Annotated in this window: 21 protein-coding genes; 10 read left to right on the forward strand and 11 right to left on the reverse strand. The window is 71.9% G+C overall.

The window, feature by feature from the left end:
• Window positions 1–70 precede the first annotated feature (70 nt).
• The 6 genes from OG562_RS35570 (at window position 71) to OG562_RS35595 (ending at window position 7,440) form a co-directional block, all read left to right on the forward strand.
• Window positions 71–481, forward strand: a complete 411-nt coding sequence (locus OG562_RS35570; RefSeq protein WP_266405466.1) for a hypothetical protein — start codon at window positions 71–73, stop codon at window positions 479–481.
• A 170-nt stretch (window positions 482–651) separates the two neighbouring features.
• Window positions 652–2,796: a phage holin family protein gene (locus OG562_RS35575; protein WP_266405467.1), complete on the forward strand. Its 2,145-nt coding sequence runs from the start codon at window positions 652–654 to the stop codon at window positions 2,794–2,796.
• Window positions 2,797–2,912: 116 nt separating this feature from the next.
• Window positions 2,913–3,974: an ATP-binding protein gene (locus tag OG562_RS35580; RefSeq protein WP_266405468.1), complete on the forward strand. Its 1,062-nt coding sequence runs from the start codon at window positions 2,913–2,915 to the stop codon at window positions 3,972–3,974.
• On the forward strand, window positions 3,971–5,767 hold the full coding sequence (locus tag OG562_RS35585) for a hypothetical protein (RefSeq protein WP_266405469.1): 1,797 nt from the start codon (window positions 3,971–3,973) through the stop codon (window positions 5,765–5,767). Before OG562_RS35580 ends, OG562_RS35585 begins: the two co-directional genes overlap by 4 nt.
• Before the next feature lie 240 nt (window positions 5,768–6,007).
• On the forward strand, window positions 6,008–6,433 hold the full coding sequence (locus tag OG562_RS35590) for an OsmC family protein (RefSeq protein ID WP_266405470.1): 426 nt from the start codon (window positions 6,008–6,010) through the stop codon (window positions 6,431–6,433).
• 245 nt (window positions 6,434–6,678) lie between these two features.
• A complete protein-coding gene (locus tag OG562_RS35595) occupies window positions 6,679–7,440 on the forward strand; it encodes a glycerophosphodiester phosphodiesterase family protein (RefSeq protein ID WP_266405471.1) in 762 nt (253 codons plus the stop codon).
• Window positions 7,441–7,508: 68 nt separating this feature from the next.
• On the opposite strand, the gene OG562_RS35600 is transcribed toward OG562_RS35595, so the two are convergent.
• The 6 genes from OG562_RS35600 to OG562_RS35625 form a co-directional block, all read right to left on the reverse strand.
• Window positions 7,509–7,916 (reverse strand): hypothetical protein, encoded by a 408-nt coding sequence (locus OG562_RS35600; RefSeq protein WP_266405472.1) that lies wholly within the window; start codon window positions 7,914–7,916, stop codon window positions 7,509–7,511.
• Complete coding sequence (locus tag OG562_RS35605) at window positions 7,913–8,308, reverse strand: hypothetical protein (RefSeq protein WP_266405473.1); 396 nt, start codon at window positions 8,306–8,308, stop codon at window positions 7,913–7,915. The genes OG562_RS35600 and OG562_RS35605 overlap by 4 nt, the downstream gene beginning before the upstream one ends.
• A gap of 2 nt (window positions 8,309–8,310) precedes the next feature.
• Window positions 8,311–8,817 (reverse strand): right-handed parallel beta-helix repeat-containing protein, encoded by a 507-nt coding sequence (locus OG562_RS35610; RefSeq protein WP_266405474.1) that lies wholly within the window; start codon window positions 8,815–8,817, stop codon window positions 8,311–8,313.
• 47 nt (window positions 8,818–8,864) lie between these two features.
• Window positions 8,865–9,686: an SAM-dependent methyltransferase gene (locus OG562_RS35615; protein ID WP_266405476.1), complete on the reverse strand. Its 822-nt coding sequence runs from the start codon at window positions 9,684–9,686 to the stop codon at window positions 8,865–8,867.
• A gap of 139 nt (window positions 9,687–9,825) precedes the next feature.
• Window positions 9,826–10,689, reverse strand: coding sequence for a helix-turn-helix transcriptional regulator (locus OG562_RS35620; protein ID WP_266405478.1), 864 nt, complete (start codon window positions 10,687–10,689; stop codon window positions 9,826–9,828).
• Between the two features lie 207 nt (window positions 10,690–10,896).
• Window positions 10,897–11,736, reverse strand: a complete 840-nt coding sequence (locus OG562_RS35625) for a helix-turn-helix domain-containing protein (RefSeq protein ID WP_266405480.1) — start codon at window positions 11,734–11,736, stop codon at window positions 10,897–10,899.
• 230 nt (window positions 11,737–11,966) lie between these two features.
• Here OG562_RS35625 and OG562_RS35630 point away from each other — a divergent pair, with 230 nt between their 5' ends.
• Both OG562_RS35630 and OG562_RS35635 read left to right on the forward strand, forming a co-directional pair.
• Window positions 11,967–12,272, forward strand: coding sequence for a 4a-hydroxytetrahydrobiopterin dehydratase (locus tag OG562_RS35630; RefSeq protein ID WP_266405481.1), 306 nt, complete (start codon window positions 11,967–11,969; stop codon window positions 12,270–12,272).
• A gap of 111 nt (window positions 12,273–12,383) precedes the next feature.
• Complete coding sequence (locus OG562_RS35635; protein WP_266405483.1) at window positions 12,384–13,175, forward strand: class I SAM-dependent methyltransferase; 792 nt, start codon at window positions 12,384–12,386, stop codon at window positions 13,173–13,175.
• Here OG562_RS35635 and OG562_RS35640 read toward each other — a convergent pair.
• Window positions 13,114–13,719, reverse strand: a complete 606-nt coding sequence (locus OG562_RS35640; protein ID WP_266405484.1) for a hypothetical protein — start codon at window positions 13,717–13,719, stop codon at window positions 13,114–13,116. The two genes, OG562_RS35635 and OG562_RS35640, sit on opposite strands and share 62 nt — an antisense overlap.
• The gene (locus OG562_RS35645) at window positions 13,716–14,195 is read right to left on the reverse strand and encodes a hypothetical protein (protein WP_266405485.1); all 480 of its coding nucleotides are present in this window, start codon (window positions 14,193–14,195) and stop codon (window positions 13,716–13,718) included. Before OG562_RS35645 ends, OG562_RS35640 begins: the two co-directional genes overlap by 4 nt.
• A 40-nt stretch (window positions 14,196–14,235) precedes the next feature.
• Between OG562_RS35645 and OG562_RS35650 the strand changes: the two genes are divergently transcribed.
• Window positions 14,236–15,192, forward strand: coding sequence for a YafY family protein (locus OG562_RS35650; protein ID WP_266405487.1), 957 nt, complete (start codon window positions 14,236–14,238; stop codon window positions 15,190–15,192).
• Window positions 15,193–15,363: 171 nt separating this feature from the next.
• Entirely contained in the window at window positions 15,364–17,154 is a 1,791-nt protein-coding gene (locus tag OG562_RS35655) for a rhamnogalacturonan lyase (protein ID WP_266409694.1), read from the forward strand.
• Window positions 17,155–17,212: 58 nt separating this feature from the next.
• Here the strand turns inward: OG562_RS35655 and OG562_RS35660 are convergent, their stop codons facing one another.
• From OG562_RS35660 to OG562_RS35670, 3 genes are all read right to left on the reverse strand, one after another.
• Window positions 17,213–17,548, reverse strand: a complete 336-nt coding sequence (locus OG562_RS35660; RefSeq protein ID WP_266405488.1) for a hypothetical protein — start codon at window positions 17,546–17,548, stop codon at window positions 17,213–17,215.
• A gap of 113 nt (window positions 17,549–17,661) precedes the next feature.
• Window positions 17,662–20,334 carry a cellulose binding domain-containing protein gene (locus OG562_RS35665; RefSeq protein WP_266405489.1) on the reverse strand — a complete coding sequence of 891 codons (2,673 nt, stop codon included), beginning with the start codon at window positions 20,332–20,334 and terminating at the stop codon, window positions 17,662–17,664.
• Window positions 20,335–20,695: 361 nt separating this feature from the next.
• Window positions 20,696–23,611, reverse strand: a complete 2,916-nt coding sequence (locus tag OG562_RS35670; protein WP_266405491.1) for a glycoside hydrolase family 48 protein — start codon at window positions 23,609–23,611, stop codon at window positions 20,696–20,698.
• Window positions 23,612–23,808: the final 197 nt, after the last annotated feature.

A 23,808-nucleotide genomic window follows, 5' to 3' on the forward strand; every position in this document is an offset into this window, starting at 1 on the left:
CGCGCGACTCCCCCGAAGCCTACGGGCAGGAGTAGGGTCGGCGGCGAAACCCGGAGGTGAGGGGGACACCATGGGACCGGTGCGGGTCATGCGGGTCACGGCGATCGCGAGTCTGACGCCGCTGGAGGAACTGGACGCCGATCCTTTCCTGGTGGACTCCCGCAGCCAGCACGCCATGTGCGCGCGGTGGGCGGCCCAGCGGGGGTACGTCGTCAGCCGGGAGCTCCTGGTGAGCGGGCTGCGCCCCGACCACTGTGTGCTGTGGGACGGCGTCCTGCCCGGCGGCGACCTGTTCGTCGCCCCCAGCCACCGGGTCCTTCAGAGCGCGTTCTCCTCCGTCGAGGAGTTCGCCGAGGAGTGCGCGCGGCGCGGGGTGCGGGTGGAGACGGTGGGGTTCGCCGAGCCCGCGTACGACGCGCAGATGAAGGCACGGGTGCACCGGCGACTGTCGATGCCGACGGCCGGGTACGACGGCCGGTAGCCGGTAGCCGGTAGCCGGTAGCCGGTAGCCGGTAGCCGGTAGCCGGTAGCCGGTAGCCGGTAGCCGGTAGGTCTTGGGAGGTCGAGGACCGCGGGGCCCTTGTCGGCGCGATGTGACAGGGTGGGTGGCGGCCCCCGCGGGCGACGGGGCCGGAAGAAGGTGTACGGGGCGTGCGTGGGGTGCGGTGGCGTCGGGCCGTCAGTCAGGCTGGGCGAAGCGTCACGGTGTGGGGCGTCTCCACGCTCACGATGCTCGTTCTGGCGGGGATCCTGCCGGACTTCCGGCTGCAGTCCGCCGACGGCGACAGCGCCACCCGCATCGCCGTCACCGCGGCCGTCGGCGCCGGGGTGTTCGGTGTGCTGTCGGCCCTGGTCTGGCCCCTGCTCGTGCGGCTCCTGCTGCTCGTGCCGGCGCTGGTGCTCGGCCTGCTGGTGTTCTTCCTCAACGGCTCCCTTCTCCTGCTCGCCCTGCGGCTGAACCCCTCCGGGCAGAGCGAGGCGGCCCCCGAGACCGCCGTCATCGTCGCCGCCGTGATGTCCGCCGTCGCCTCCGCCACGGGCGGTGCGCTGGCCGTGCGCGACGACGACGCCTACCGCCGTCGCCTGTACCGCCTCGCCGACCGCCGCCGCCGGGGCGGCCCGCCCTGCCCGACCACCCCCGGCACCGTCTTCCTCCAACTCGACGGCGTCGGCCACGACGTCCTGGTCGCGGCGGTCGAGAAGGGCCTGATGCCGACGATCGCCCGCTGGCTCGGTCAGAGCGGCCTGGCCCCGACCCACCGGCTCACCCCCTGGCGCACCGACTGGTCCAGCCAGACCGGCGCCAGCCAGCTCGGCATCCTGCACGGCAGCAACCACGACATCCCGGCCTTCCGCTGGTACGAGAAGGACAGCCAGGAGGTGATGGTCTGCAACCGGCCGACCAGCGCCGCCGAACTCCAGCGCCGGGCGGTCGAGCGGACCGGCGACGGCGGGCTGCTCTCCGCCGACGGCGCCAGCCGGGGCAACCTCTTCGGCGGCGGCGCCGACGAACAGGCCCTCGTGCTGTCCATCGCCGCGCGCCGGCGCAGCCGGGAAACCCGTTCCCGGGCCGGTTACTTCGCGTACTTCTCCGACCCGGCCAACGCCGTGCGCACCGCGCTGTCGTTCTTCGCCGAGGTCGTCCGCGAGATGGGCCAGTCCACCCGCGCCCGGCTGCGCAAGGAACGCCCGCGCGTGGGGCGCGGCGGCCTCTACCCCTTCGTCCGCGCCTTCGCGACCGTCGTCGAACGGGACGTCGTCGTGGCCGCCGTGATGGGCGACGTGCTGGCCGGCCGCACCTCCGTCTACGCCGACCTGGTCGCCTACGACGAGGTCGCGCACCACTCCGGGCCGCTCGGCCGGGACACCGAGCAGGTCCTCGGCCGCCTGGACCGGTCCCTCGCGCTGATCGAGAACGTCACCGAGCACGCCCCCCGCCCCTACCGGATCGTCGTCCTGTCCGACCACGGCCAGAGCCCCGGCGAGACCTTCCACGCCCGCTACGGCCTCACCCTGGGCGACCTGGTGCGGGCCGGCTGCGGACTGCCCGTGCCGCGCAGGGCCGAGCGTACCCACAGCGGCGCCGAGGCCCGCGCGGCCGTCCGGGCGGCGCTGCGCCGGCCCGTCGAGGAGAGCGGCGCGCGCCACCGCCCCGCCGGACGGCAGACGGAGCCGATCGTGCTCGCCTCCGGCAACCTCGGCCTGATCTCCTTCCCCGAGGTTCCGCACCGCATGAGCAAGGAGGAGATCGACGCCCGCCACCCCGCCCTGCTGACCACGCTCGCCAACCACCCCGGCATCGGCTTCCTCCTCGTGCGCAGCGAGGAGCACGGCGGGGTCGTCCTGGGCGCGTACGGCGCGGAGATCCCCCTGGACCGACTGGACGGGCATCCCGGCCCGTTGGCCGCCTTCGGGCCCGGCGCCGCCGACGCCGTGCGCCGCACCCACTCCTTCCCGCACACCGCCGACATCATGGTCAACTCCTTCCACGATCCCGTCGACGGCGAGGTCCTCGCCTTCGAGGAGCAGATCGGCTCCCACGGCGGCCTCGGCGGCGCCCAGGCCCGCCCCTTCCTGCTGTCCCCGCTCGCCCTCTCCGCACCCGTCGAGGACGCAGGAGATGCAGGGGATGCAGGGGATCCAGGGGACGGAGGGGACGGAGGGGACGGCGTGGGCCGCGAGGGAGCCGGACTGGTCGGCGCCGAGCAGGTCCACCGCGTCCTGTGCCGCTGGCTGCGCGAGTCGAACGGGCCCCAAGTGCCCCTGGAGACGGCGCCGGAGGAGCGCGCCGCCTGAAAATCGGCTGCGCCGACAGGTTCGTACGCACAGACTGTTCGTACTGATCTGTCTGTCCGGATCCCGTGCACTCGCGCGCCCTTCCCGGACTCGAATTCCCGCAGGAGTCGTTCCCCTTGCAGGCTGCCGTCACGGTCACGCCCTCCCGTATCCCCGAACTGCTCCTCGGCCTCGCCACCGTGCGGCCGGTGTTCCTGTGGGGCGCCCCCGGCATCGGAAAGTCCTCCCTGGTCAGGGAGTTCGCCGAGTCGCTCGGGCTGGAGTGCGTGAGCCTGCTGGGTACGCAGCTCGCGCCCGAGGACCTCATCGGCGTACCGCAGATCCGGGACGGCCGGTCGGTGTTCTGCCCGCCGGAGGCCATCGCCCGCGACGAGCCGTACTGTCTGTTCCTCGACGAGCTCAACGCGGCCACCCCGGACGTGCAGAAGGCGTTCTACTCCCTCATCCTCGACCGCCGGATCGGCGACTACGAGCTGCCCGGAGGCTCGATCGTCATCGGCGCCGGCAACCGGGCCACGGACAACGCGCTCGCCCGGCCCATCGCCTCCGCGCTCGTCAACCGCCTCACCCACGTCCACCTGGAGGCGTCCGCGAAGGACTGGCTGACCTGGGCGGCGAACAACGGCGTCCACCCCTGGGTCCTCGACCACGTCACCGACCGCCCCGACCACCTGTGGTCCAAGCCGCCCAAGACCGAGGAACCGTTCTCGACGCCCCGCTCCTGGCACATGCTCTCCGACGCCCTGCACTCCTTCGGCCGGGACCTCGACGAGGACACTCTCAAGATCCTCGCGCACGGCACGCTGACCCCCGCGCACGCCACCGCCTTCTGCGGCTACGTCAAGATCGTCCGCAGCCGGTACGGCATCGAGGCCATCCTCAAGGGCGAGGCCTCCTGGCCGCACCGCGTCGAGGACCGCGACCTGCTCTACTACCTCGCCGACTCGTTCCGCGGCCGGCTCGTCAAGGAACTCCCCGCCGTCAAGGGGCACATGTCGGCGAACGGCCGGCAGACCGCGTACCGCGCCAAGTCGCTGCTCGTGCAGCTCGCCGAGATCTCCGTCGAGGTCGCCCAGATCGTCATCGCCTCCGACGCCGACGGCAACCCCGTACTGCCCGCCTGGTTCCTGGTCGAGGCGGCCCGGGACATGCCCCGCCTGGTGGAGGCCCGCCGGTGAGCCAGCGGGAGCGCGAGAAGAAGAAGCGGGACCTCGCGACCGAGCAGTTCACGTTCGGGTTGGCGCTGCTGCGCGCCAACCCGGCGCTGGCCGCCCTGGAGTTCGACACCTGCCGCCGCGAGGAGTGCGCCACGGCTCCCCGCGACGGACTCGTCCGCGTCGACTCCAACGGCACCCTGCACGCCCACCCCACCCGCATCGCCGACCCCGCCCGCTGGGCCTGGTCGCTGGCCCACGCCGCCCTCCACCTCGGCTTCGGACATCTCCCGGCGTCCCAGGACGAGCGCACCCAGCCCGACCGCTACGAACTCGCCGCGCGCTGCACCGTCGTCAACCGCTTTCTGCTGACCTTCTCCGTCGGCAGCGCCCCCGACGAGCTGCCGCTGTCGTACCCCGGCGGCGACGAGGAGCAGCTCGCCGCCCGCTGGCGGCGCACCGGGCTCCCCGCCGCCTACGAGCACTGCGGCACCGCGGGCACGGCGGCCGACCAGGTGCTCGTGCGATGGGCCTCCTACGGACGACAGGCGCCCGACTGGCCGCTGGCGTTCGCCACCGCCCTCACCCGGACCGTGTCCGCCGCGATGGACATGGCGGGCGGCCGCCGCGAGTCCCTCGACGCCGCGGCGCCCGCCCGCCGCCCCTGGGAGCGCGCACTGAGCTGGTTCGTCTCCTCCTACCCGCTGCTCGGCAGCCTCGCGGCCGGCATCAAGCTCGTCGCCGACGCCGAACTCGCCCGCGCGCACGACATCTCGATCGCCGCCGTGAACGCGGAGGCCGGCGAGATCTACGTCAACCCGCTGCGCCACTTCGACGACGAGGAATGGCGCTTCGTCCTCGCCCACGAGATGCTGCACGCCGCCCTGCGCCACGGCGACCGCTGCGGCGCCCGCGACCCCTACCTCTTCAACGTCGCCTGCGACTACGTCATCAACGGCTGGCTGCGCGAGATGCAGGTCGGCACCATGCCCGAAGGGCTCCTGTACGACGGCGAGTTGGCGGGCCTGTCCGCCGAGGAGGTCTACGACCGCATCGCCGTCGACCTGCGCCGGATGCGCCGACTGGCCACCCTGCGCGGCAAGGGCCTCGGCGACGTCCTCGGCGCCCCGCTCGGCCCGCCGTGCGACCACGTCGACCTCGACGGCTTCTACCGCCGCGGTCTCGCCCAGGGCCTCGACCTGCACCACCGCCAGGAACGCGGCTTCCTGCCCGGCGGGTTGGTGGAGGAGATCCGCGCGCTCAGCCACCCGCCCCTGCCCTGGGACGCACAACTCGCCCGCTGGTTCGACGAGTTCGTGCCACGCCCCGAGCCGCTGCGGACCTACGCCCGCCCCGCGCGCCGCCAGGCCTCCACCCCCGACATCCCGCGCGCCGGCCGCTCCTTCCCGCCCGAGGAGATCGCGCGCTGCACCTTCGGCGTCGTCCTGGACACCTCCGGCTCCATGGACCGCACCCTCCTCGGCAAGGCACTGGGCGCGATCGCCTCGTACGCCGAGGCCCGCGACGTACCGGCCGCCCGCGTCGTCTTCTGCGACGCCGCCCCGCACGACGCCGGCTACCTCCCCGTCGCCGAGATCGCGAGCCGGGTCCGCGTGCACGGGCGCGGCGGCACGGTCCTGCAGCCCGGCGTCGACCTCCTGCACCGCGCCGACGACTTCCCGCCCGGCGCGCCGCTGCTCGTCATCACCGACGGCTGGTGCGACGTCCTGCGGATCCGACGCGAACACGCCTACCTGATCCCACAGGGGCGTCAACTGCCGTTCACCGCAAAGGGACCGGTGTTCCGGGTGCGGTGAAGGGGGAGGGGGAGAGGGAGGACAGGGTGAGGAGGAGGGCGAGGGGAGGGGCGCGGCGGCGGACGCCGGGCCGTGGAGTCACGCGGTCACCGTGGCCGTTTCCGCGACGCGCTCGGCCGTCGTCGCCCCGTCGGGTGGGTGAAGCGGGCCCAGGTGTGATCGGATGGGGCCAGGACGTGTCCTAGGCGCCCGGCGACGGGCCGCCGCTACCCCAACAGCCAGTACGCGAAGGGAATCGTCGTGGCAACCACGCGCTCCGCTCACACCGTCTGGGAAGGCGACCTGCTCAAGGGCAACGGTGTCGTCACCTTCGACTCCTCCGGCATCGGTCAGCAGCCGGTGTCGTGGCCGTCGCGCGCCGAGCAGGCCAACGGCAAGACCAGCCCCGAGGAGCTGATCGCCGCCGCCCACTCCAGCTGCTTCTCCATGGCGCTGTCGCACGGTCTGGCCGGCGCCGGCACCCCGCCCACCAAGCTCGTCACCTCGGCCGACGTCACCTTCCAGCCGGGTGAGGGCATCACCGGCATCCACCTGAAGGTGGAGGGCACCGTGCCCGGCCTCGACGCCGAAGGGTTCGCCGCCGCCGCCGAGGACGCCAAGAAGAACTGCCCGGTCAGCCAGGCCCTCACGGGCACGACCATCACCCTGTCGGCCGAGCTCGTCTGAGCCGAGCGGGTGCCGAGCCGAGCCGTGCCGAGCTCAGGCGAGATGACCTGAGCCGAGCTGAGCCGGCTGCGGCACCGGGCTCGTCGTAGACCCGCCGTATGCCTGCCGCAGGCCTGCCGTACGGCCGCCGTATGTCCTGCGTAGGTGCGGACCGCCTGAGACGGGCGGTCCGCACCTACGGGTGATCCCGGGTGCGGACCGGTCGGCCCGGGCCCGCGCCGCGTACCTCCGCCGGAGCTGAGCCGATGCCGTACCGCCCCGCCGTCTCCGCGCACCGCGGCGGCTCCGAGCGCTTCGGGCCCGCGACCTGGCAGGCGTACGAGGACGCACTCGCCTCCGGTGCGGAGTACGTCGAGTTCGACGTCCGGCGCACCGCCGACGGCGTCCTCGTCGTCCACCACGACCCCCGGGTCGGACCCACCGGGCCGCCGCTGCACCGGATCACCTACGCCGAACTGTGCGGCCGCGCCGGACACGACGTCCCCGTCGTCGAGGACGTCATGGAGCTGGTCGCCGGGAGACTGGTCGGGCACCTGGATCTGAAGGAAACCGGTTACGAGCGCGAGGCGATCGACCGGGCGGTCGCGCTGCTGGGCCGGGACGGGTTCGTCGCGACGACCCTGGAGGACCGTTCCGTCGCCGCGATCACCCGGGCCTTTCCCGGCGTGCGCACAGCCCTCTCCCTGGGCCGCGACCGCCGCCAGATCGGCGCGGCGCGGCTGGCGGCGATCCGGGCGAGCGAACTGTTCCCGATGCGACGTCTGCGCGCCTGCGGGGCGCACGGAGTGGCCGTCCACCAGGCGCTGGCCCGCGCCACCGTCCTGCGCCGGGCGGCGCGCCACCGGCTGTTCACCATGGTCTGGACGGTCAACGACGACGCCGGGCTGCGGAGGTTCCTCGCCGACGCACGGGTGGACGTACTGATCACCGACCGGCCGCGGCGGGCCGTGCACCTGCGCGGGGAGCCGCGGCAGACCCTTCCGACGGGCGGTCGGCCGTCTTCCTGACTGCCGATGCCGGCCGTCCGGGGTCCGGAAGGAAACCGGGGCTCGGGGGCGCTCAGACGGCGGTCGTCTCAGACGGCGGCGGCCAGGCTTCTGATCGCCTCCTGGGCCCACTCCTGCGCCCCCACCGCAGCCCCGGCGGCGACACCGGTCGCGACCGGCGCCAAGGCCCCCTTGAGCCCGTTCAGCGCCCGGCGCAGCCTGCCCGGCTCCGGGGTCTGCGGCCCGGTGAGCTCCGCGAGCACCTCCTGGGCCGCGGCGTCGGCGTCCTCGCGGTCCTGGTCGGCGAGACCGGCCCCGGGCAGCTGGCGGCGCAGCTCGGTCACCAGGTGGGCGAGCGCCTCGAAACCGGGGGCGACCACGTCGTTGTTCTGCTGGTTCTGGGTGACCGTCTCGTTGTTCCAGGCGAACTGCGCCCCGGAGACGGCGGCGTGGAACACCGGGCCGTCGTGCTGGTGCGCCTGCTGAGGGTCGTTCATGAGCCGGCTCCGTCCTGATCGGACTGCTGGGAGTGCTGGGGCAGTTGGGGCTGAAGGGGCTGTCGGCCGTGTTGCTGCTGCTGGACGACGCCGTTGTTGTTCCAGGCCAGTTGAACGCCCTCGACGGCGGCGTCGAAGACCGGGCCGTGGAAGTGGTTCACGATCGACGTAGCGGGCACGGCCGGCTCGTCGGCGCTCTCCTGGACGACCGGCAGCGAGGTGTGCAGCGAGACGAGGTCGACCCGGCCGTTGTCGACCACGGCCACCCCCTTCGTACCGGTCACGGTGCAGTCGACCAGCCGCCCGCGGCCCGATGCCCCGAAGTGCACGCCGCCGTACTCACAGTCGGCGAACCGGCTGCCCACGACGTCCGCGTACGCGGAGTCGGTCACACTCAGGCCGAAGTTCTCCGAGCCGGCGACGGAGAGGTTCCGTGCGACGAGCGTCGACCGCCCTCCCGCGAGGCCCCGCCCAAGCGCACCGCGCCGACCTCGCAGTCGTGCAGATGCAGTTGGGCCTCCTCGACGGCGCCGAAGCCCAGTTGACCGCGGTGCGCTGTCACGCCCTTGAGAGTGACCCGGGACTCGCCCCCGGCGGCCACGGCCCCCAGGTCGAAGTCGCGGAACCTCGCGTCGGTCAGCTCGGCCGTCGTGCCGCCGTTGCCCAGGGTCTCCAGGCCCGCCGGGCAGCGCTCGACGCGGATCCCCTCGAACACCGCCTTGGACTCGTAGCGCACCCGCAGGGCGACGTTCGTCAGGTCCTCGACGTCGATCCGGGTGAAACGGCCCCGGGCCCTGTCCACGAGCGCGATCCCGACGTTGCCTCCCGAGATGCGGCAGCCGTCGACCCGTACGGCCGCGCCCTGGGTCGCGAACACCGCGACGGCGCCCGAGTCGAGCACCTCGCAGTCCTCGAACGTGCCGCGGCCCGCGGGCTGGACGGCAGCGGTCAGGTCTTGCGCGCCACGCCCGCGTACAGCGGCACGATGCCCTCCGCCTGGAGTGCCACGTCCTCCGGGTCCGGGCGCCAGCCGGAGACCGGGATCACGCCCGGGCCGAGCAGCTCCAGGCCCTCGAAGAAGCGGGAGAACTCGGGCAGGGAGCGGGGGTGGAAGGGGGTGCCGCTGCGGCGGAAGTTCTCGGCGGCCTTCTCGATGGCCGCCGGATTGAGGTCCGGGGTGACCTGGGAGAGGATCAGCCAGCTGCCCGGGGCGAGCGCGGCCAGGTACCTCCTCAGCAGCCCGTACACGTCGTCGCCGGCCGGGTCCTCGCCCAGGTAGTGGGTGAGCGCCACCAGCGACAGCGCGATCGGCCGGCCGAAGTCCAGGGACTCGGCGGCCCGGTGCAACAGGGCGTCGACGTCGCGTACGTCGGCGTGCACATACTGCGTCGAGCCCTCGGGCGTGCTGTGCAGCAGCGCCTGCGCGTGCCGGAGCACGATCGGGTCGTTGTCCGCGTACACCACCTTCGCCTCCGCCGCCACGCCCTGCGCCACCTGGTGCAGATTGGGCTCGGTGGGGATGCCGGTGCCGATGTCCAGGAACTGGCGCGTCCCGGCCTCGGCGGCGACGCGCACGGCCCGCTGCATGAACCGGCGGTTGGCGCGCGCCCCGCGCAGCACCGTGTCGTCCACGGCGAGGATCCTGCGGGCCAGCTCCTCGTCCACGGGGTAGTTGTCCTTGCCGCCCAGCCACCAGTCGTACACACGGGCCGGGTGCGGCCTGCTGGTGTCGATGCGGGCGGACGCGTTCTCGGCCTCGGATCCGGCCATGCTCGGGTCTCTCCTAGGGACTGGGCTGGGGGATGAACAGGGGCGTATGCGCAGGTCGGGCAGGTCGGGCAGGTCGGGCGGGTCCGGCGGGTCGGGCGGGTCGGGCAGGGGACGACGGCGGACGGTCGACGGGCCGTGCTCAGAACGCCTCGCGGACGTCCCGCAGGATCAGCTGGGTGCGCTCCGCGGACGCGGCGTGCGTCGTCAGATGGTCGAGGACCTCCAGATGCGCGGAGACCTCCTTGCGCGAGTCGAGGTACAGGGCGCCGGTCAGATACTCGGTCACCACCATGTCGGGCAGCTCGGGCTCGGCGAAGCGGAAGAGCGAGAACGGCGCGGACGCCCCCGGATGCGGGCCGTCCGCGAACTCGGCGACCTGCAGCGTGACCCGGTCGCGCTCGCCGAACTCCAGGAGCTTGTCGAGCTGTCCGCGCATGACCGCGGCGTCGCCGCTCACCGGCCGGCGCAGCACCGTCTCGTCCATCACCACCCACAGATGGGGCGGACGGGGGCCCTCCAGCAGCCGCTGGCGCGCCAGGCGCAGCGACACATGCCGCTCGATCGACTCCGGCGTCGTGCGCCCCACGGTCCCCGCCTCCAGGACCGCGCGTGCGTAGTCCTCGGTCTGCAGCAGCCCGGGCACGAAGTGCGGCTCGTACGAGCGGATCAGGCGGGCCGCGCCCTCCAGGCTGACGTACAGGCTGAACCAGTCCGGCAGCACGTCGTGGAACCGCTGCCACCAGCCGGGCCGGTTCGCGTCCTCGGCGAGCGTGACGAAAGCGGCGGCCTCGTCCTCGGCCACGCCGTACGTCTCCAGCAGCACCTGGACGTACGGGATCTTCAGCGCGACGTCCGCCGTCTCCATGCGCCGTACGGTCGCGGGGGCCACCCGCAGGGCGCGGGCCGCTTCCTCGCGGCCGAGCCCGGCCGCCTCCCGCAGCTCCTGCAGTCGCCTGCCGAGTACCACCTGGCCCACCGTGGGTGCGGGCCGACGTTCACTCACGCCACGTCTCCCCTACGTGTCTCCCCTACATGTCGAGGACGCGGGTCAGTGTGTCATGTTCCGGCCGCCGTCTCACCGAAACGGCGGGAGGACATTTCCTTACCTCGTAGGTAATCGACCCGGTCGGCCCCTGGCCGGGACAGTGGGGGCAGCCGGGTTCCGGGCCGGCGCACTCCGGTCCGGGATCCGCGCCCGACTGACGGTCTGTCAGCCAGCCAGTCCGTGCAGATACTTGGCCGTCGCCGGGTCGGCCGGGAGGAACGTCTCGATGGCCAGCTCGGCGACGGTCACGTCCATGGGCGTGTTGAAGGTGGAGATCGACGAGACGAAGGACAGGGTCCGTCCCTCGTGCTCGATCAGCATCGGCAGAGCGAAGTACGGGACCGGCTCCCCCGGTTCGACCGGCCCGCCCCCGGACACGGCCTCCGGCGCCGGATACGCGGCGACCTCGTCGTACAGCGCGCGCAACGGGGCGGAGCGGTGCAGGGCGATCTGGCGTTCCATCTGGGCGAGGAGATGGCCGCGCCACTCGGGCAGGTTGCGGATCCGCGGCGCCAGTCCCTGCGGGTGGAGGGTCAGGCGCATCGCGTTCAGCGGCGGCGTGAGCAGGGACTCCGGGACGCCGTCCAGAAGCATCGCGATCCCACGGTTGGCCGCCACGACGTCGTACCCGGCGTCCACGACCAGCGCCGGGTACGGCTCGTAGCCCTGGATCAGCCGTTGCACGCCCGCGCGCAGCGCGTCCAGCGCCGGGTCGTCCAGCCGGGTCTCCGGATAGTGCGGGGCGTAACCGGCCGCCAGGAGCAGCGAGTTGCGCTCGCGGACGGGCACGTCGAGATGCTCCGCGAGCCGCAGCACCATCTCCTCGCTCGGCCGGGAGCGGCCCGTCTCGATGAAGCTGATGTGCCGGGCCGAGGAGTCGGCACGCCCCGCGAGCTCCAGCTGACTCACCCGCCGCCGCTCCCGCCAGGCGCGCAGCAGCGGGCCGACGCCCTTGTCGACGGAGGCGGCGGAAACGGCGTTCGTACCGGGCGGGCCAATGGTCATGCATACGACCGTAGTTGAGGAGCACGTGCAGGAACGAGCGGCCCCCTGAGCCAGACCCTGAGCCAGCCCCTGAGCCGGCCCCCTGAGCCAGGCCCTCGGCCCGGCGGCCGAATGCGCCCACGGCCGACCGGTCGGCCCTTGTGCACCGAGTGGCCCTCCTGACCAGGGCCGCAGCGCGTCTCCTGTGGCACGCTGGACAGGTACGCGAGGCCCAGGAAGGGAACCAGGTCATGGCCGAGAAACCGTTGTCGCAACAGGAGATCGAGGACCGGCTGGTGCAGCTGCCCGGTTGGTCCCTGGCCGACGACCGCCTCACCCGCTCCTACCGGCTCGCCTCCCACTTCGCCGCGACCGCCCTGGTCATCCATGTCGCGCAACTCCAGGAGGAGCTGAACCATCACTCCGAGCTCACCCTCGGTTACAACACGGTGTCCCTCGCCGTGAACACGCACAGCGCGGGCGACACCGTCACCGAGCTCGACCTGGAGCTGGCCCGCCGGGTGGAGGACGCGGCCGCAGGACACGGGGCGCACTGACCTCTGGCGGCGGACGGCAACGCCGTAGAGGACGGACGCGGGGGCGGACGGCGGGGTGCGTGGCGGGGGCGGACGGTGGGGACGGGCAGGCCACGGGACGGGGAGGCGCGGGTGCTGGACTACGACAAGGAAGCCGAGCGGTACGACGGTCTGCGCGGCGGCGAGCCCCGGGCGGCCGCCGCCGCGCAGGGCGTCCTCGCCCTCGTGCCGCCCCAGGCGCGCACCCTGCTCGACGTGGCCTGCGGCACCGGCATCGTCACCCGACGGCTCGCGGCCGGTCGGGACGGCCGGGACGGTCGGAGCGGTCTGCGGGTGACCGGTGTCGATCTGGCGCCTGCGATGGCCCGACAGGCCTCGGCCCGGCTGCCCGGCGCGATCCTGCTCGCCGACTGCAGGCAACTGCCCTTCCGGGACGGCGAGTTCGACGCCGTCAGCAGCGTCTGGCTGCTGCACCTCGTCGAGGACGCCGAGGACGTACGGCGCATCGTCGCCGAGTGCGCCCGGGTGCTGCGGCCCGGCGGGGTGTACGTCACCACGGTCGACAAGGGCGCTTCGCACAACGTCGGCAGCGACATCGACGTAGTCCTCGCCTCCCGCCCGCGCAGCCCCGCGTCCGACGCCGCCGCGCTGGTGGAGACGTACACCGCGGGCTGTGGCCTGGTCCCGGCCGGGCGGGCCCGCTTCCCGGGCCGGGGGCAGGGGCGCAGCCCGCGCCGGGCGATCGCGGACCTGCGGCGCGGCTGGTTCGTCACCCTGCCGCCCGGTCATCCGCTCGCCGACGACTTCGCCGCCCGCCTCGCGGCCCTGCCCGACCAGGACCGGCCCCGCCCGGACCCCGAGTTCACCCTGCTGGCGTTCCGGAAGCCGACGGGCCCGACGGCGGACCCGGCCGAAGGCGCGTGAAGTCCATGACCCAGTTGGTCAGCCAGGTCTCCCCGCCGTCCGTCGAGAAGGCCTGCTCCCAGCGGGCGGTGGTCGCGGAGATCCCCGACCACACGAACCGCACCCGCACGTCCTTGCCGTCGTGCGTGTCGTCGCCGTAGAACTCCCCGCGGATCCCGCCCTGTTGGAGCACTCCCTTCTTTTCCGCCGAGCCCTCCTCGTCTCCTGTGCCGTCCGAGCCGTCCGAGCCGTCCTCGTCTCCGGTGCCGTCGGTGCCGTCGAAGCCGCCGATCACCGGCGGGAACAGTCGGCCGCTGCCGCTGGAGGCCCAGTTCAGCGACCACTGACCGCTCTCGCGGTCGAAGAGCCGCAGGGTGAGCCCCCTCGTCCCGAGGTACGGCATGTCGATCTCGTCGACGTTCGCGGCCCCGTCGAAGAAGGGCAGACAGCGGGTCGTGGCCGGGAACTCCTCCCAGTCGCCGCCGGGATCGAGGAAGTCGGTGCGCCGCCGGTGGCGGACCTCCCAGTCGCCGTGCAGGAAGTCGAAGTCGTGCGGGCCGCTCATCGTCGGTCTCCTGTCGTGCCCTCGGGCAGCGTGTCGGTCAAGTAGGCGTCGAGATCCGGGACTTCGGGCGCGAGCAGATGACGTACCCAGGCGTCCCGCTCGTGCAGGATCGGCGGCAGCTCCCAGACGCAGCCGATCCACGGCCGGTCGCCGAGCACGAAGTGGGCCGGGTCGCCGTCCGGGCAGCCCAGCACCGGCTGACCCGCCGCCGCACCCCGGAAGTGCAGGACGTTGTCCCACACCCAGCTGTAGACGTTGAGGTAGGCGCCGTCGTCGCCGCCCCGGTGCAGTACCACGAACGTGGCCGGCGGCGTCCCGTCCGGCGCCGGCAGCAGCTCGGGCAGGATCGCGTACGCGGCCCGCTCCACCTCGGGCGCGACGCCCGCCGGGTCGGCGCTGACTTGGTAGCGCTTGATGTGCCGCCCCGCCACCTCGATCGGCGGCGGCACGGTCAGCAGTTTCTCCTGGAAGGGCATGCACGGCACGCTAGGCCCGCTTCACTGACACCATGTGTCAGTGAAGTCCAGCCGTCTCGTCTCCCTCCTGCTGCTGCTCCAGACCCGGGGCCGGATGACCGCCGCCCACCTCGCCGAGGAGCTGGAGGTCTCGGTGCGCACGGTCTACCGGGACGTCGAGGCGCTGGCCGCGGCGGGCGTCCCGCTGTACGGCGACGCCGGGCACGCGGGCGGCTACCGCCTCCTCGACGGCTACCGCACCCGGCTGACCGGCCTCAACGCCGACGAGGCCGAGGCCCTCTTCCTGGCCGGCGCCCCCGGCCCCGCCGCCCAGCTGGGTCTGGGCCCGGTGCTGGCCGCCGCCCAGCTGAAGGTCCGCGCCGCGCTGCCCCGGGAGCTGCGCCCGCACGCCGACCGGATCAGCGGGCGCTTCCATCTCGACGCGCCCGGCTGGTACGCGGAGGCGGACGAGACGCCGTTCCTGCCGGCGGTCGCCGCCGCCGTGTGGAACGACCGCGTGCTGGACATCGGCTACCGGCGCTGGCGCGAGCCCACCGACGTGCGCCGCCGCCTGGAGCCGTACGGCCTGGTCCTGAAGGCCGGCCGCTGGTACGTCGTCGCCGGCCCCGGCCCCCGTACCTTCCGCGTCGACCAGATCCTCGAACTCACCTCCACCGAAGAGGAGTTCACCCGCCCGGACGGCTTCGACCTGGCCGCCTACTGGACGGCGTACCAACGCGGCTTCCGCGAGCGGCTGTATCCGGCGGAGGCGGTGGTGCGGCTGGCCCCGGGCGTGCGCCTCGGGCGGCCGGTGCGGGCCAACGGGCCTGCGGAGGCAGACGGTTGGACGTCGGTGACCGTCCCGATCGAGTCCGTGGAGCAGGCGTGCGGCGAGTTCCTGCGGCTGGGCACGGACGTGGAGGTCGTCGCGCCCGCCGAGCTGCGCGAGCGGATCGCCCGCACGGTCGCCGAACTGGCCGAAAGATACGGCAACTCCCGTGCGGACAGCGGCGACTGACAGACCGGAACCCGTCCGCCCTCCCGGGAGGTACGTCTCGTGCAGCACCGGCACCCGATCCCACCTCAGTACCCGCACCCGCATCAGTACCCGCAGCCGCACAAGCACCGCAGACGCCCGACCGCCGCCCTCGCCGCGGCGACCGCCGTCGTCGCCCTCCTCGGCGCCGGCCTGACCGCGCTCGCCACCGACACCGCCGAGGCGGCCACGGCCCGTCAGGTCGAGGCCCTCGACCGGGGCGTCGTCAGCGTCCACACCGACAGCGGCAACCTGGTCAGCTGGCGCTGGCTGGGCACCGACCCCGACGACGTCTCCTTCAACGTCTACCGGGCCGGCACGAAGGTCAACTCGACCCCGGTCACCGGCTCCACGAACTACTTCCACTCCGGCGCCCCGGCGCAGGCCGACTACACGATCCGCGCGATCGTGAACGGCGTGGAGCAGGCCGACTCCGTGCACGCCGTCCAACTGCGCACCGGCTACAAGGACGTTCCGATCACCCCGCCGGCCGGCGGCACGACCCCCGACGGCGTCGCCTACACCTACGAGGCCAACGACGCGTCGGTGGGCGACCTCGACGGCGACGGCCAACTGGACTTCGTCCTCAAGTGGCAGCCGACCAACGCCAAGGACAACTCCCAGTCCGGCTACACCGGCAACACGATCCTCGACGGCGTCAAGCTCGACGGCACCCGGCTGTGGCGCGTCGACCTGGGCCGCAACATCCGCTCGGGCGCCCACTACACCCAGTTCCAGGTGTACGACTACGACGGCGACGGCAAGGCCGAGGTCGCCGCGAAGACGGCCGACGCCACGGTCGACGGCACGGGCACGGTGATCGGCAGCTCCTCCGCCGACTACCGCAACTCCAGCGGCTATGTGCTGTCCGGACCCGAGTACCTGACCATGTTCAACGGCCAGACCGGCAAGGCGATGCAGTCCGTCGACTACGTCCCGGCCCGGGGCACGGTCTCCTCCTGGGGCGACTCCTACGGCAACCGCGTCGACCGCTTCCTCGCCGGAACCGCCTACCTGGACGGCGCCCGCCCCTCCCTGATCATGGCGCGCGGCTACTACACGCGCACGGTGATCGCGGCCTGGGACTGGCGAGGCGGCGCGTTCACCCGCCGCTGGACCTTCGACACCAACTCCTCCACCAACACCGGCAAGGGCTACGACGGCCAGGGCTCGCACAGCCTCTCCGTCGGGGACGTCGACGGCGACGGCCGGGACGAGATCGTGTACGGCGCGATGGCGGTCGACGACAACGGCAACGGCCTGTGGACGACCAAGACCGGGCACGGCGACGCCCAGCACCTCGGCGACCTCGACCCCTCCCACGCGGGCCTGGAGTACTTCAAGGTCTCCGAGTCCAGCAGCCAGCCGGCCGAGCTGTACATCGACCCGGCCGACGGGACCGTCAACTGGCAGCTCGCCTCCTGCTGCGACAACGGCCGCGGAGTCGCCGGCGACATCTGGGCGGGCAACGACGGAGCCGAGGTCTGGTCGGCCTCCGACTCCTCCGTCCGCGACGAGGCGGGCGCGACGAAAGGCCGGGAACCGTCCTCCGTCAACTTCCTGTCCTGGTGGGACGCCGACCCCGTCCGGGAACTCCTCGACGGCACCCACATCGACAAGTACGGCACGGCCTCCGACACCCGCCTGCTGACCGGCGCGTCCGTCCACTCCAACAACAGCACCAAGGCCACCCCGTCCCTGTCCGGCGACATCCTCGGCGACTGGCGGGAGGAGGTCGTCTGGCCGACCAGCGACAACACGGCCCTGCGGATCTACTCGACGCCGTACGAGACGACGACGAGGATCACGACCCTGCTGCACGACACCATGTACCGCACAGGCCTGGCCTGGCAGAACACCGCATACAACCAACCGCCGCACCCGAGCTTCTTCCTCGGCGACGGTATGCCGACGGCACCGCGGCCGGCGGTCTACACGCCCTGACGCGCACGCGAGGAGGCCCCGCCCGCCGGGCGGGGCCTCCTCGCGGTCGTGCGGTGGATCAGTTCAAGGCCTTGGTCACGGTCCCGTAGAACTGGATGTCGGACCATCCGCGAGAGGCGAGCAGCTCGTTGATGGCGTTGGCGACATCCAGGGGGGTGACCTCCTGCGCCGTCGGCGAGGCCATGAAGTCGAGGCTGAAGGTCATGCTGATGCTCCCGTCCTCCGGACCGGGCGAGGTGACGCCATGGAACGTGTTGCCCCCTTCCCACACCGCGGTCGACTCGGCGGCCTCCTCGGCGACCGAGCTCTCCTCGGCCTGGGCCGAGCCGGCGGACGCGAGGACCGCGCCTGCCGCCGCCGAACTCGAATAGCCCAGCAGGGCACGTCTGGACACTCCCATGTTCCCCTCCGACCTCTCCTGCCTCCCAGATGGAGGCAGGATCGATCGTATGAGCGAGAAATCGGGCGCGGCGCTGAATGAGATCATCCGGTTGGCCGGCGCCCGGCTCACCCCACCGTGCAGCTCTGATCACCCAGTTTGAACGCGGTCGGCTTCGAGTTCGACCCCGACCAGCTCCCCGTGAAGCCGAAGCTCACCGACGCGCCGGCCGCCACATTGCCGTTCCAGACGACGTTCTTCGCCGTCACCGCCGCACCCGACTGGGTGTAGTCGGCGTTCCACAGCTGCGAGACCGTCTGGCCGTTGGGGAACGTCCAGTTGAGACTCCACCCCGACCAGGCGGCCGTCCCCGTGTTGGCGAGCTTCACGTCCGCCTGGAAGCCGCCCGACCACTGGTTGGTGATCGTGTACGTCACCGCACAGGCCCCGGTCGGCGTGGGGTCGGTGGGATCGGTGGGGTCCGTCGGATCCGTGCCCCCGCCGCTCGTGTCGGAGGTGTCCCCGTAGACGACCCCCCGACCGTTCGTCGACACGTACACCCGCCCGTAGACCCTCGGGTCGCCGGTGATCGCCGCACCCGTCCAGCCCCACTGGTGGACGTCGTCGTTGATCCGCGTCCAGGTCACGCCCTTGTCGGTCGAACGGAAGATCCCGCGGACGCCGGCGATCTTCGCACTGGTGTAGAGCGTCTGGTACGACGCGCCCGTCGCCGCCTTCCCGAAGCCGATCGTGTCGGCCTGCTCGACGGTGGACAGCTTGGCGAAGGTCGCGCCGGAGTCGGTGGAGTGCCACAGACCGTACGCCCCGTCGCTCGCCCCGCCCGCCAGCCAGACGTCGCCCTTCACTCCGGGCAGCGCCTTGAAACGCACGCTGTCGCCGCTGGGCAGCCCGCTCGCCGCCGACGCGGCGAAGGTCGCACCGCCGTCCGAACTCACATAGAACTTGCCCGACTTGAAGCCGTAGAAGGTCTTGGCGTCGACCCGGTCCGACTCCACGATCGCGCCCGCCGGAATCCCGCTCGACGCCGCCCAGGACGAGCCGAAACCGGATGTGTACTGCACACCCGTGCCCGTGGGGCTCCACACGAAGCGGCTGCCGTCCGCCGCCGCGGCGACCGTCCCGCCGCCGCTGACGCCCGAAGGGTCCGTCCCCGCGAACCAGTTGGCCCCGTTGTCCGTCGAGAACGCCACATGCGGCCCCGCGTCCAGATTGCCGACCCGCACCACCGTGTTCGGGTTCGACTCGGCGTAGTCCAGGCTCGTGGTCGTCGTGAAGTTCGGCGACGTGAACATCATCGACGGCACCTTGGCCAGATCCGTGTGCCGGAAGCCGCCGACGTCACCGAGCGCGCTGAGCAGCGGGGCGCCGGACGGGGGCGAGGCGAGGTCGTTGACCGCGGTCTCCTCCAGCCCCTGCACCATCGGCTTGATGGCGAACTGGCCCCCGCTGTCCCAGTTGGCCAGGTTCTCCGTGCCGTAGATCGTCGCGCCCGTCCCGTACATCATGCGGCTGGAGTTGAACGGGTCGATCTCCAACGCCTCGGTCATCCAGCCCAGTTTGGGCGTCTGCTCCGGCGGTGACGGGTTCGCGCCCCAGGTCAGCCACGGCGACGACGAGACGTCCATCGTGAACCGGTTCGAACGGTTGGGATACGAGGTGTAGTCCCACGCCTTCGTCCAGGCGCCGCCGCTGTCGGTGGAGCGGAAGATCTGGGTGTCCGGCCACCAGGAGCTGTACGCGGTGGCCATGACGGTGCCGGGCTTCTGCCGGTCGACCGTCAGCCCGCTGAAGCCGTAGTAGGTGTCGGCCTCCGCCACCGGGCTGATGTCGGTCCAGGTCCCGGTCGCCGTCGCGTACCGCCACAACCGGCCCTTGCCGCCGTCGTACGGACCGCCCTTGTCGCTGTATGCGAGATACAGATAGCCGTTGACGGTATCCAGCACCCCCTTGTGGGCGAGGTATCCCGTCGGCTGCCCGGCCAGCCGGGTCCAGGTCGCGCCCGAGTCCGTCGAGCGGTACACCGCGTTGCTCTGGTCCGCGACCCCGACGTATATCGTCTTCGTCGCCGCGCCGGACGTGCCGCTCGACTCGTCGAAGGTGACCCAGACGATGCCCTGGTTGTCGCTCGCATACCCGCTGGTGTCGCTGGGATCCTGTACGTAGTTGCCGACATTCGGGAAGTTCGTCACCTGCGACCAGGTGACGCCCGAGTCCGTCGACCGCCACAGCCCCTTGCCGCTCGGTGCGCCCAGATACAGCACGCTGTTCTTGTTCGGGTCGACGGCGAGCCGCTCGCCCATGCCCCGGCCGGGCATGTTGCCGCCCAGCTTGAACGGCAGGTCCGTCTTCTGCCAGCTCGCGCCCCGGTCGCCGGAGCGCAGCACGGCCCCGTTCCCCGGGTCCCAGCTGTTGGTGTACGTGCCGACCGCCGCGTACACCTTGTTCGGGTCGACGGAGTCGGAGGCCAGGCTCACCACGCCCGTGTGCCCCCAGTCCGCCCAGCCGACCGAGTCCAGCAGCGGCGTCCACGTCTTGCTCGACTCCTGCCAACGGTAGGCGCCGCCGATGTCGGTGCGCGCGTAGGCGAGGTTCTTCTCCTTGCGGTTGAAGACGATGCCCGGCACGAAGCCGCCACCGTCGATCCGCGCGTTCTTCCAGGTGTACGACTCTGCGGCCAGCGTCGTCTTCGGGCTGCCGTCCGCGGCCAGCACGGGCGGGCTGCCCGCGATCAGACCGGCGGCGAGCGCCAGAACGGCGGTGAGGATACGGGTTCTTCGCACGGTGGGGGTCCTTCCTCGCGAAGCCATGTGGGAGGAGATCTGTGCGGGAGGAGAACGGTGGGGGAGGAGATCGGTGGGGGAGGAGATCGGTGCGGGGGATACGGGACGTGCGACTGCCGGGCGGCCCCCCTGTTCGGGTGGGGGCCGCCCGGCCTGGGCCCCGTCGTCAGGTGACGGGGCCGCGCACGCGGAACCTTGAGCGACTCCGCCGAGGGGCGGTGCCGCCCCGCGCCCCCGAGCCCCGAAGGGGCGACCAGGGGGCGCGGGGCCGTGCCGGCATGCGGCTCCGCCGCGCGGGCGCGACCAGCCACATCCGGCCCGCAGACGAACACCGCCCAACCTGCGGAGCGCTCAGCGGGGGCTATTCGAGAAGCTCCGCGTACGAGCCCATGGCCAGGGCGATGTCCGCCTGGGCCCAGAACCGGTGGTACGTGAACACGGGCGCGGCGCCGCCCGCGAGATAGCTCTCGATCTTCGACCAGGCCGGGTCGTTCTTGTAGAAGGACCTGAGCGAGGCGAAGGTCGAGGAGGAGGTGATCGTGTCGCCGTTCGGCATCTTGCCGCTGAAGCCGCTCGGGACGTACACGCCGTCGTCGAAGCGGTTGTAGTCGGCCCGGGTCTCCGGGACCGCGATGCCCAGGGCGTCCTGGTTGTTGGTCCACATGCCGTCCAGGAGCGCCTTGGCGGTCGTCTTCGCCTCCGTGTCACCGGACTTGGCGGCGTAGTACGTCAGGGTCTTGGCGTACGCGGCGGCCACGCCGACGTCGTTGGTGTAGTCGGCCACGGTGACGTGAAGTCCGCTGTTGGCGCCGGGACTCGTCGCGTTCCAGGTGTCGGGCTGGCCCGACCACTGGAGCGTGGAGGGGATCAGGAAGGTGCCGTCCGGGTTGATCGTGGTCTTGGACAGCGCCCAGTCGACCCACTTGTCGAGGACCGCCTTGGCGCTCGCGTTCCCCGTCTGCTGGTAGTACTCGGCGACCCGCTCCATCGACCACGCCTGGAAGCCGAACCACTGGTTGGACGGCGGGTCGTGGTAGACGGGCTGCTGGTCGTAGTACATGCCGTAGAAGGTCGACGTGCCGGCCGGGGGAGTCGCGTAGCGGCCCGCCCAGCTGTTGGTCGCCCCGCCCGCGATGGCGCCCTCGTTCGACTGCAGCCAGCGGTAGAACTCCAGCTGCCGGCCGAGCGACTTGGCCCAGTCCGCCTGGCCCGTCGCCGACTTGGGCTTCAGGTCGGCGTAGCTGCTGAGCGCGTAGGCGGCGAGGGGGTTCTGGTAGCCGCCGTGGGTGTGGCTGGAGCCGATGCGCCAGGCCCAGCCCGCGCTGGTGTCCGTGGCGCCGCCCCAGGCGTAGTACCAGGACAGCAGATAGTGCGAGGCGTCCTTGCCGGTGCCGGCCGGGCAGGCCGTCGGTCCGACGCAGTTGCCGATCTTCTTGAAGTACTTGTCGTACATCGCGTACCGCAGGTAGTCGCCCATCTTCGCGGCCTTGCCTACGGTCGCGGAGACGTCACCGCCCTTGCCCTGCGCCGTGGCCCAGACGTCCGCCCAGTACGCGGCCTGCACGGCCCGCGCGTCGGCGTCCGGGGCGTCGGTGTACTTCCACTGCTTGGCGTAGGAGGAGTCGCCGGTGAACAGGTCCAGATACCCGTTCGTGCCGCCGTACTTGAACGCGTCGCAGGTCGGCTGCGGCACCGTCTCCCACACCGACTCCTGCGCACCGCGCTGGAAGGTGTTGATGTACGACGGTCCGGTGGCCGTCGGGCCGGCCTCGCACTTGCCGGGCTCGTTGCCGTAGCCGTAGACGTTGTCGACGTCCTGCAGCCAGTGCATACCGTAGACGTCGTCCGTGCCGTAGGCGGTCTTCAGCTCACCGGCTATGGGATCCGATCCCACGGACACTCCGGTGTCCAGCTTCGCCGGATACTCGTTCGGAGTGTCCAGCTCCGGCGCGTAGGTCGCCGGCTTGGACGCGTTGTAGAACGAGTTGGTCGGCTGGTCGGCGTGGGTGGGGATCATGTACTTCTCCATGATGTCCCAGGCGCCGTTGAACTTGGTCCAGTCGCCCGTGATCTTGCCGTACATGGCCTGCAGCCAGAGAAGGTAGCTGTAGGCCTCCGACGTGGTCTCGTGCCCCTGGTCCGGAGCCTCGACGATCAGCGTCTCGACCGAGTGGTACGGGATGCCCTCGGGGGAGAAGTAGCCGCTGGCCGGATTGGTGATCTTGCCGTAGAGATCCAGGAACCGGGCGTCGTACGCCTTGCTCCCGGCGATCTCGGTGACCGTGACCGAGGCCTTGGCGTGTCCGGTGGCCGTCGACTCGAAGGCCGCGGCGCCGGTGCCGGAGGCGTTGGCCGTGACGGTCACGTTCTGGGCGGTGCTCCAGTTCGACGGGGTGAAGGTGAGGCTCGCCCCGCCCGTCACCGTCAGCCCCGTGTTCCCGCTGGCGCGGGCGGTCGTGACGGTCACGTTGGCCGACGGCTGCGTCGACAGCTTCAGCGTGTACGTGCCCGTCTTGCCCTGCTGCACCGCCAGCTGGTTCGTCGAGGCCACCACGGCCGGACCCGAGACGACCGTGATGCCGACCGGCGTGGACGACGCGGACGCGCCCAGACTGTCGTAGGCCTTCGCGACCAGGGAGTGGCTGCCCACGGCCAGACCGGTGGCCGAGAGGGTGTACGGCGTGCTGGTGTCCGTGCCGAGCAGGGTCGTGTCGTCGTAGAACTCGACCTTGCTGACGGTCGCGTTGTCGGCGGCGGCCGCGGTCGCCGCCAGCGGCACCGCGTTCCCCTGCGTGTAGACCGCGCCCGCGGCCGGGCTGGTCAGCACGGTGACCGGCGGCTGATGCGCGCCGACGCAGGTGGTGCCGTTGATCGCGAAGCTCGCGGGAGCGGTGTTCGTGCCGCTGTAGGTGAACTGCGCACCCGTGCTGACCGCCGCGCCGACGGCGATCGTCCCGTTGTAGGAGGCGTTGTTCACGGTGATCTGCTGACCGGACTGCGACCAGGTCCCGTTCCAGCCGTTCGACAGCTTCTGGTTGCCCGCGTAGGAGTACGTCAGGGCCCAGCCGCTGATCGGGTCCGTGCCCCGGTTGGTGAGGGTCAGGTCCGCGGTGAAGCCGGAGCCCCAGTCGTTGGTCTTGTAGTCCACGCTGCACTGAAGTGCCGCCGCCTGGGCGGGCGTCGTGCTCGTGCTCAGCATGGCCAGAGGAAGCGCGAGGGCCGCCAGGGCGGCGGTCCACAGGCGCCGCGTCCCGCGGCGTCTGCGTGAGGATTCCATGGTGCTGGTTCCTCCTTGCGGCTCGGAGAAGCTCGGAGAAGGGGGGAGGAGCAACAAGCCTTGAACCAGTGGGAGCGCTCCCATAGTGAGGATGGGGGTGGGAACGGTCAAGGTGCTTGAAGAGTCGAAAAGATTCGACGTGCGGCGTTGAGGGAAAGTCAGTGACTTCCCTGTTCTTTGCCGACACTTGGCGCTAA

Source organism: Streptomyces sp. NBC_01275, from assembly GCF_026340655.1.
Classification (GTDB): domain Bacteria; phylum Actinomycetota; class Actinomycetes; order Streptomycetales; family Streptomycetaceae; genus Streptomyces.

What these genes read in the sequence shown, in the direction of transcription:
- OG562_RS35640 (WP_266405484.1), bottom strand. Translation starts at nt 13,719, where the DNA reads ATGAGCGGCCCGCACGACTTCGACTTCCTGCACGGCGACTGGGAGGTC.
- OG562_RS35615 (WP_266405476.1), bottom strand. Translation starts at nt 9,686, where the DNA reads ATGGCCGGATCCGAGGCCGAGAACGCGTCCGCCCGCATCGACACCAGC.
- OG562_RS35595 (WP_266405471.1), top strand. Translation starts at nt 6,679, where the DNA reads ATGCCGTACCGCCCCGCCGTCTCCGCGCACCGCGGCGGCTCCGAGCGC.
- OG562_RS35625 (WP_266405480.1), bottom strand. Translation starts at nt 11,736, where the DNA reads ATGACCATTGGCCCGCCCGGTACGAACGCCGTTTCCGCCGCCTCCGTC.
- OG562_RS35670 (WP_266405491.1), bottom strand. Translation starts at nt 23,611, where the DNA reads ATGGAATCCTCACGCAGACGCCGCGGGACGCGGCGCCTGTGGACCGCC.
- OG562_RS35600 (WP_266405472.1), bottom strand. Translation starts at nt 7,916, where the DNA reads ATGAACGACCCTCAGCAGGCGCACCAGCACGACGGCCCGGTGTTCCAC.
- OG562_RS35645 (WP_266405485.1), bottom strand. Translation starts at nt 14,195, where the DNA reads ATGCCCTTCCAGGAGAAACTGCTGACCGTGCCGCCGCCGATCGAGGTG.
- OG562_RS35630 (WP_266405481.1), top strand. Translation starts at nt 11,967, where the DNA reads ATGGCCGAGAAACCGTTGTCGCAACAGGAGATCGAGGACCGGCTGGTG.
- OG562_RS35570 (WP_266405466.1), top strand. Translation starts at nt 71, where the DNA reads ATGGGACCGGTGCGGGTCATGCGGGTCACGGCGATCGCGAGTCTGACG.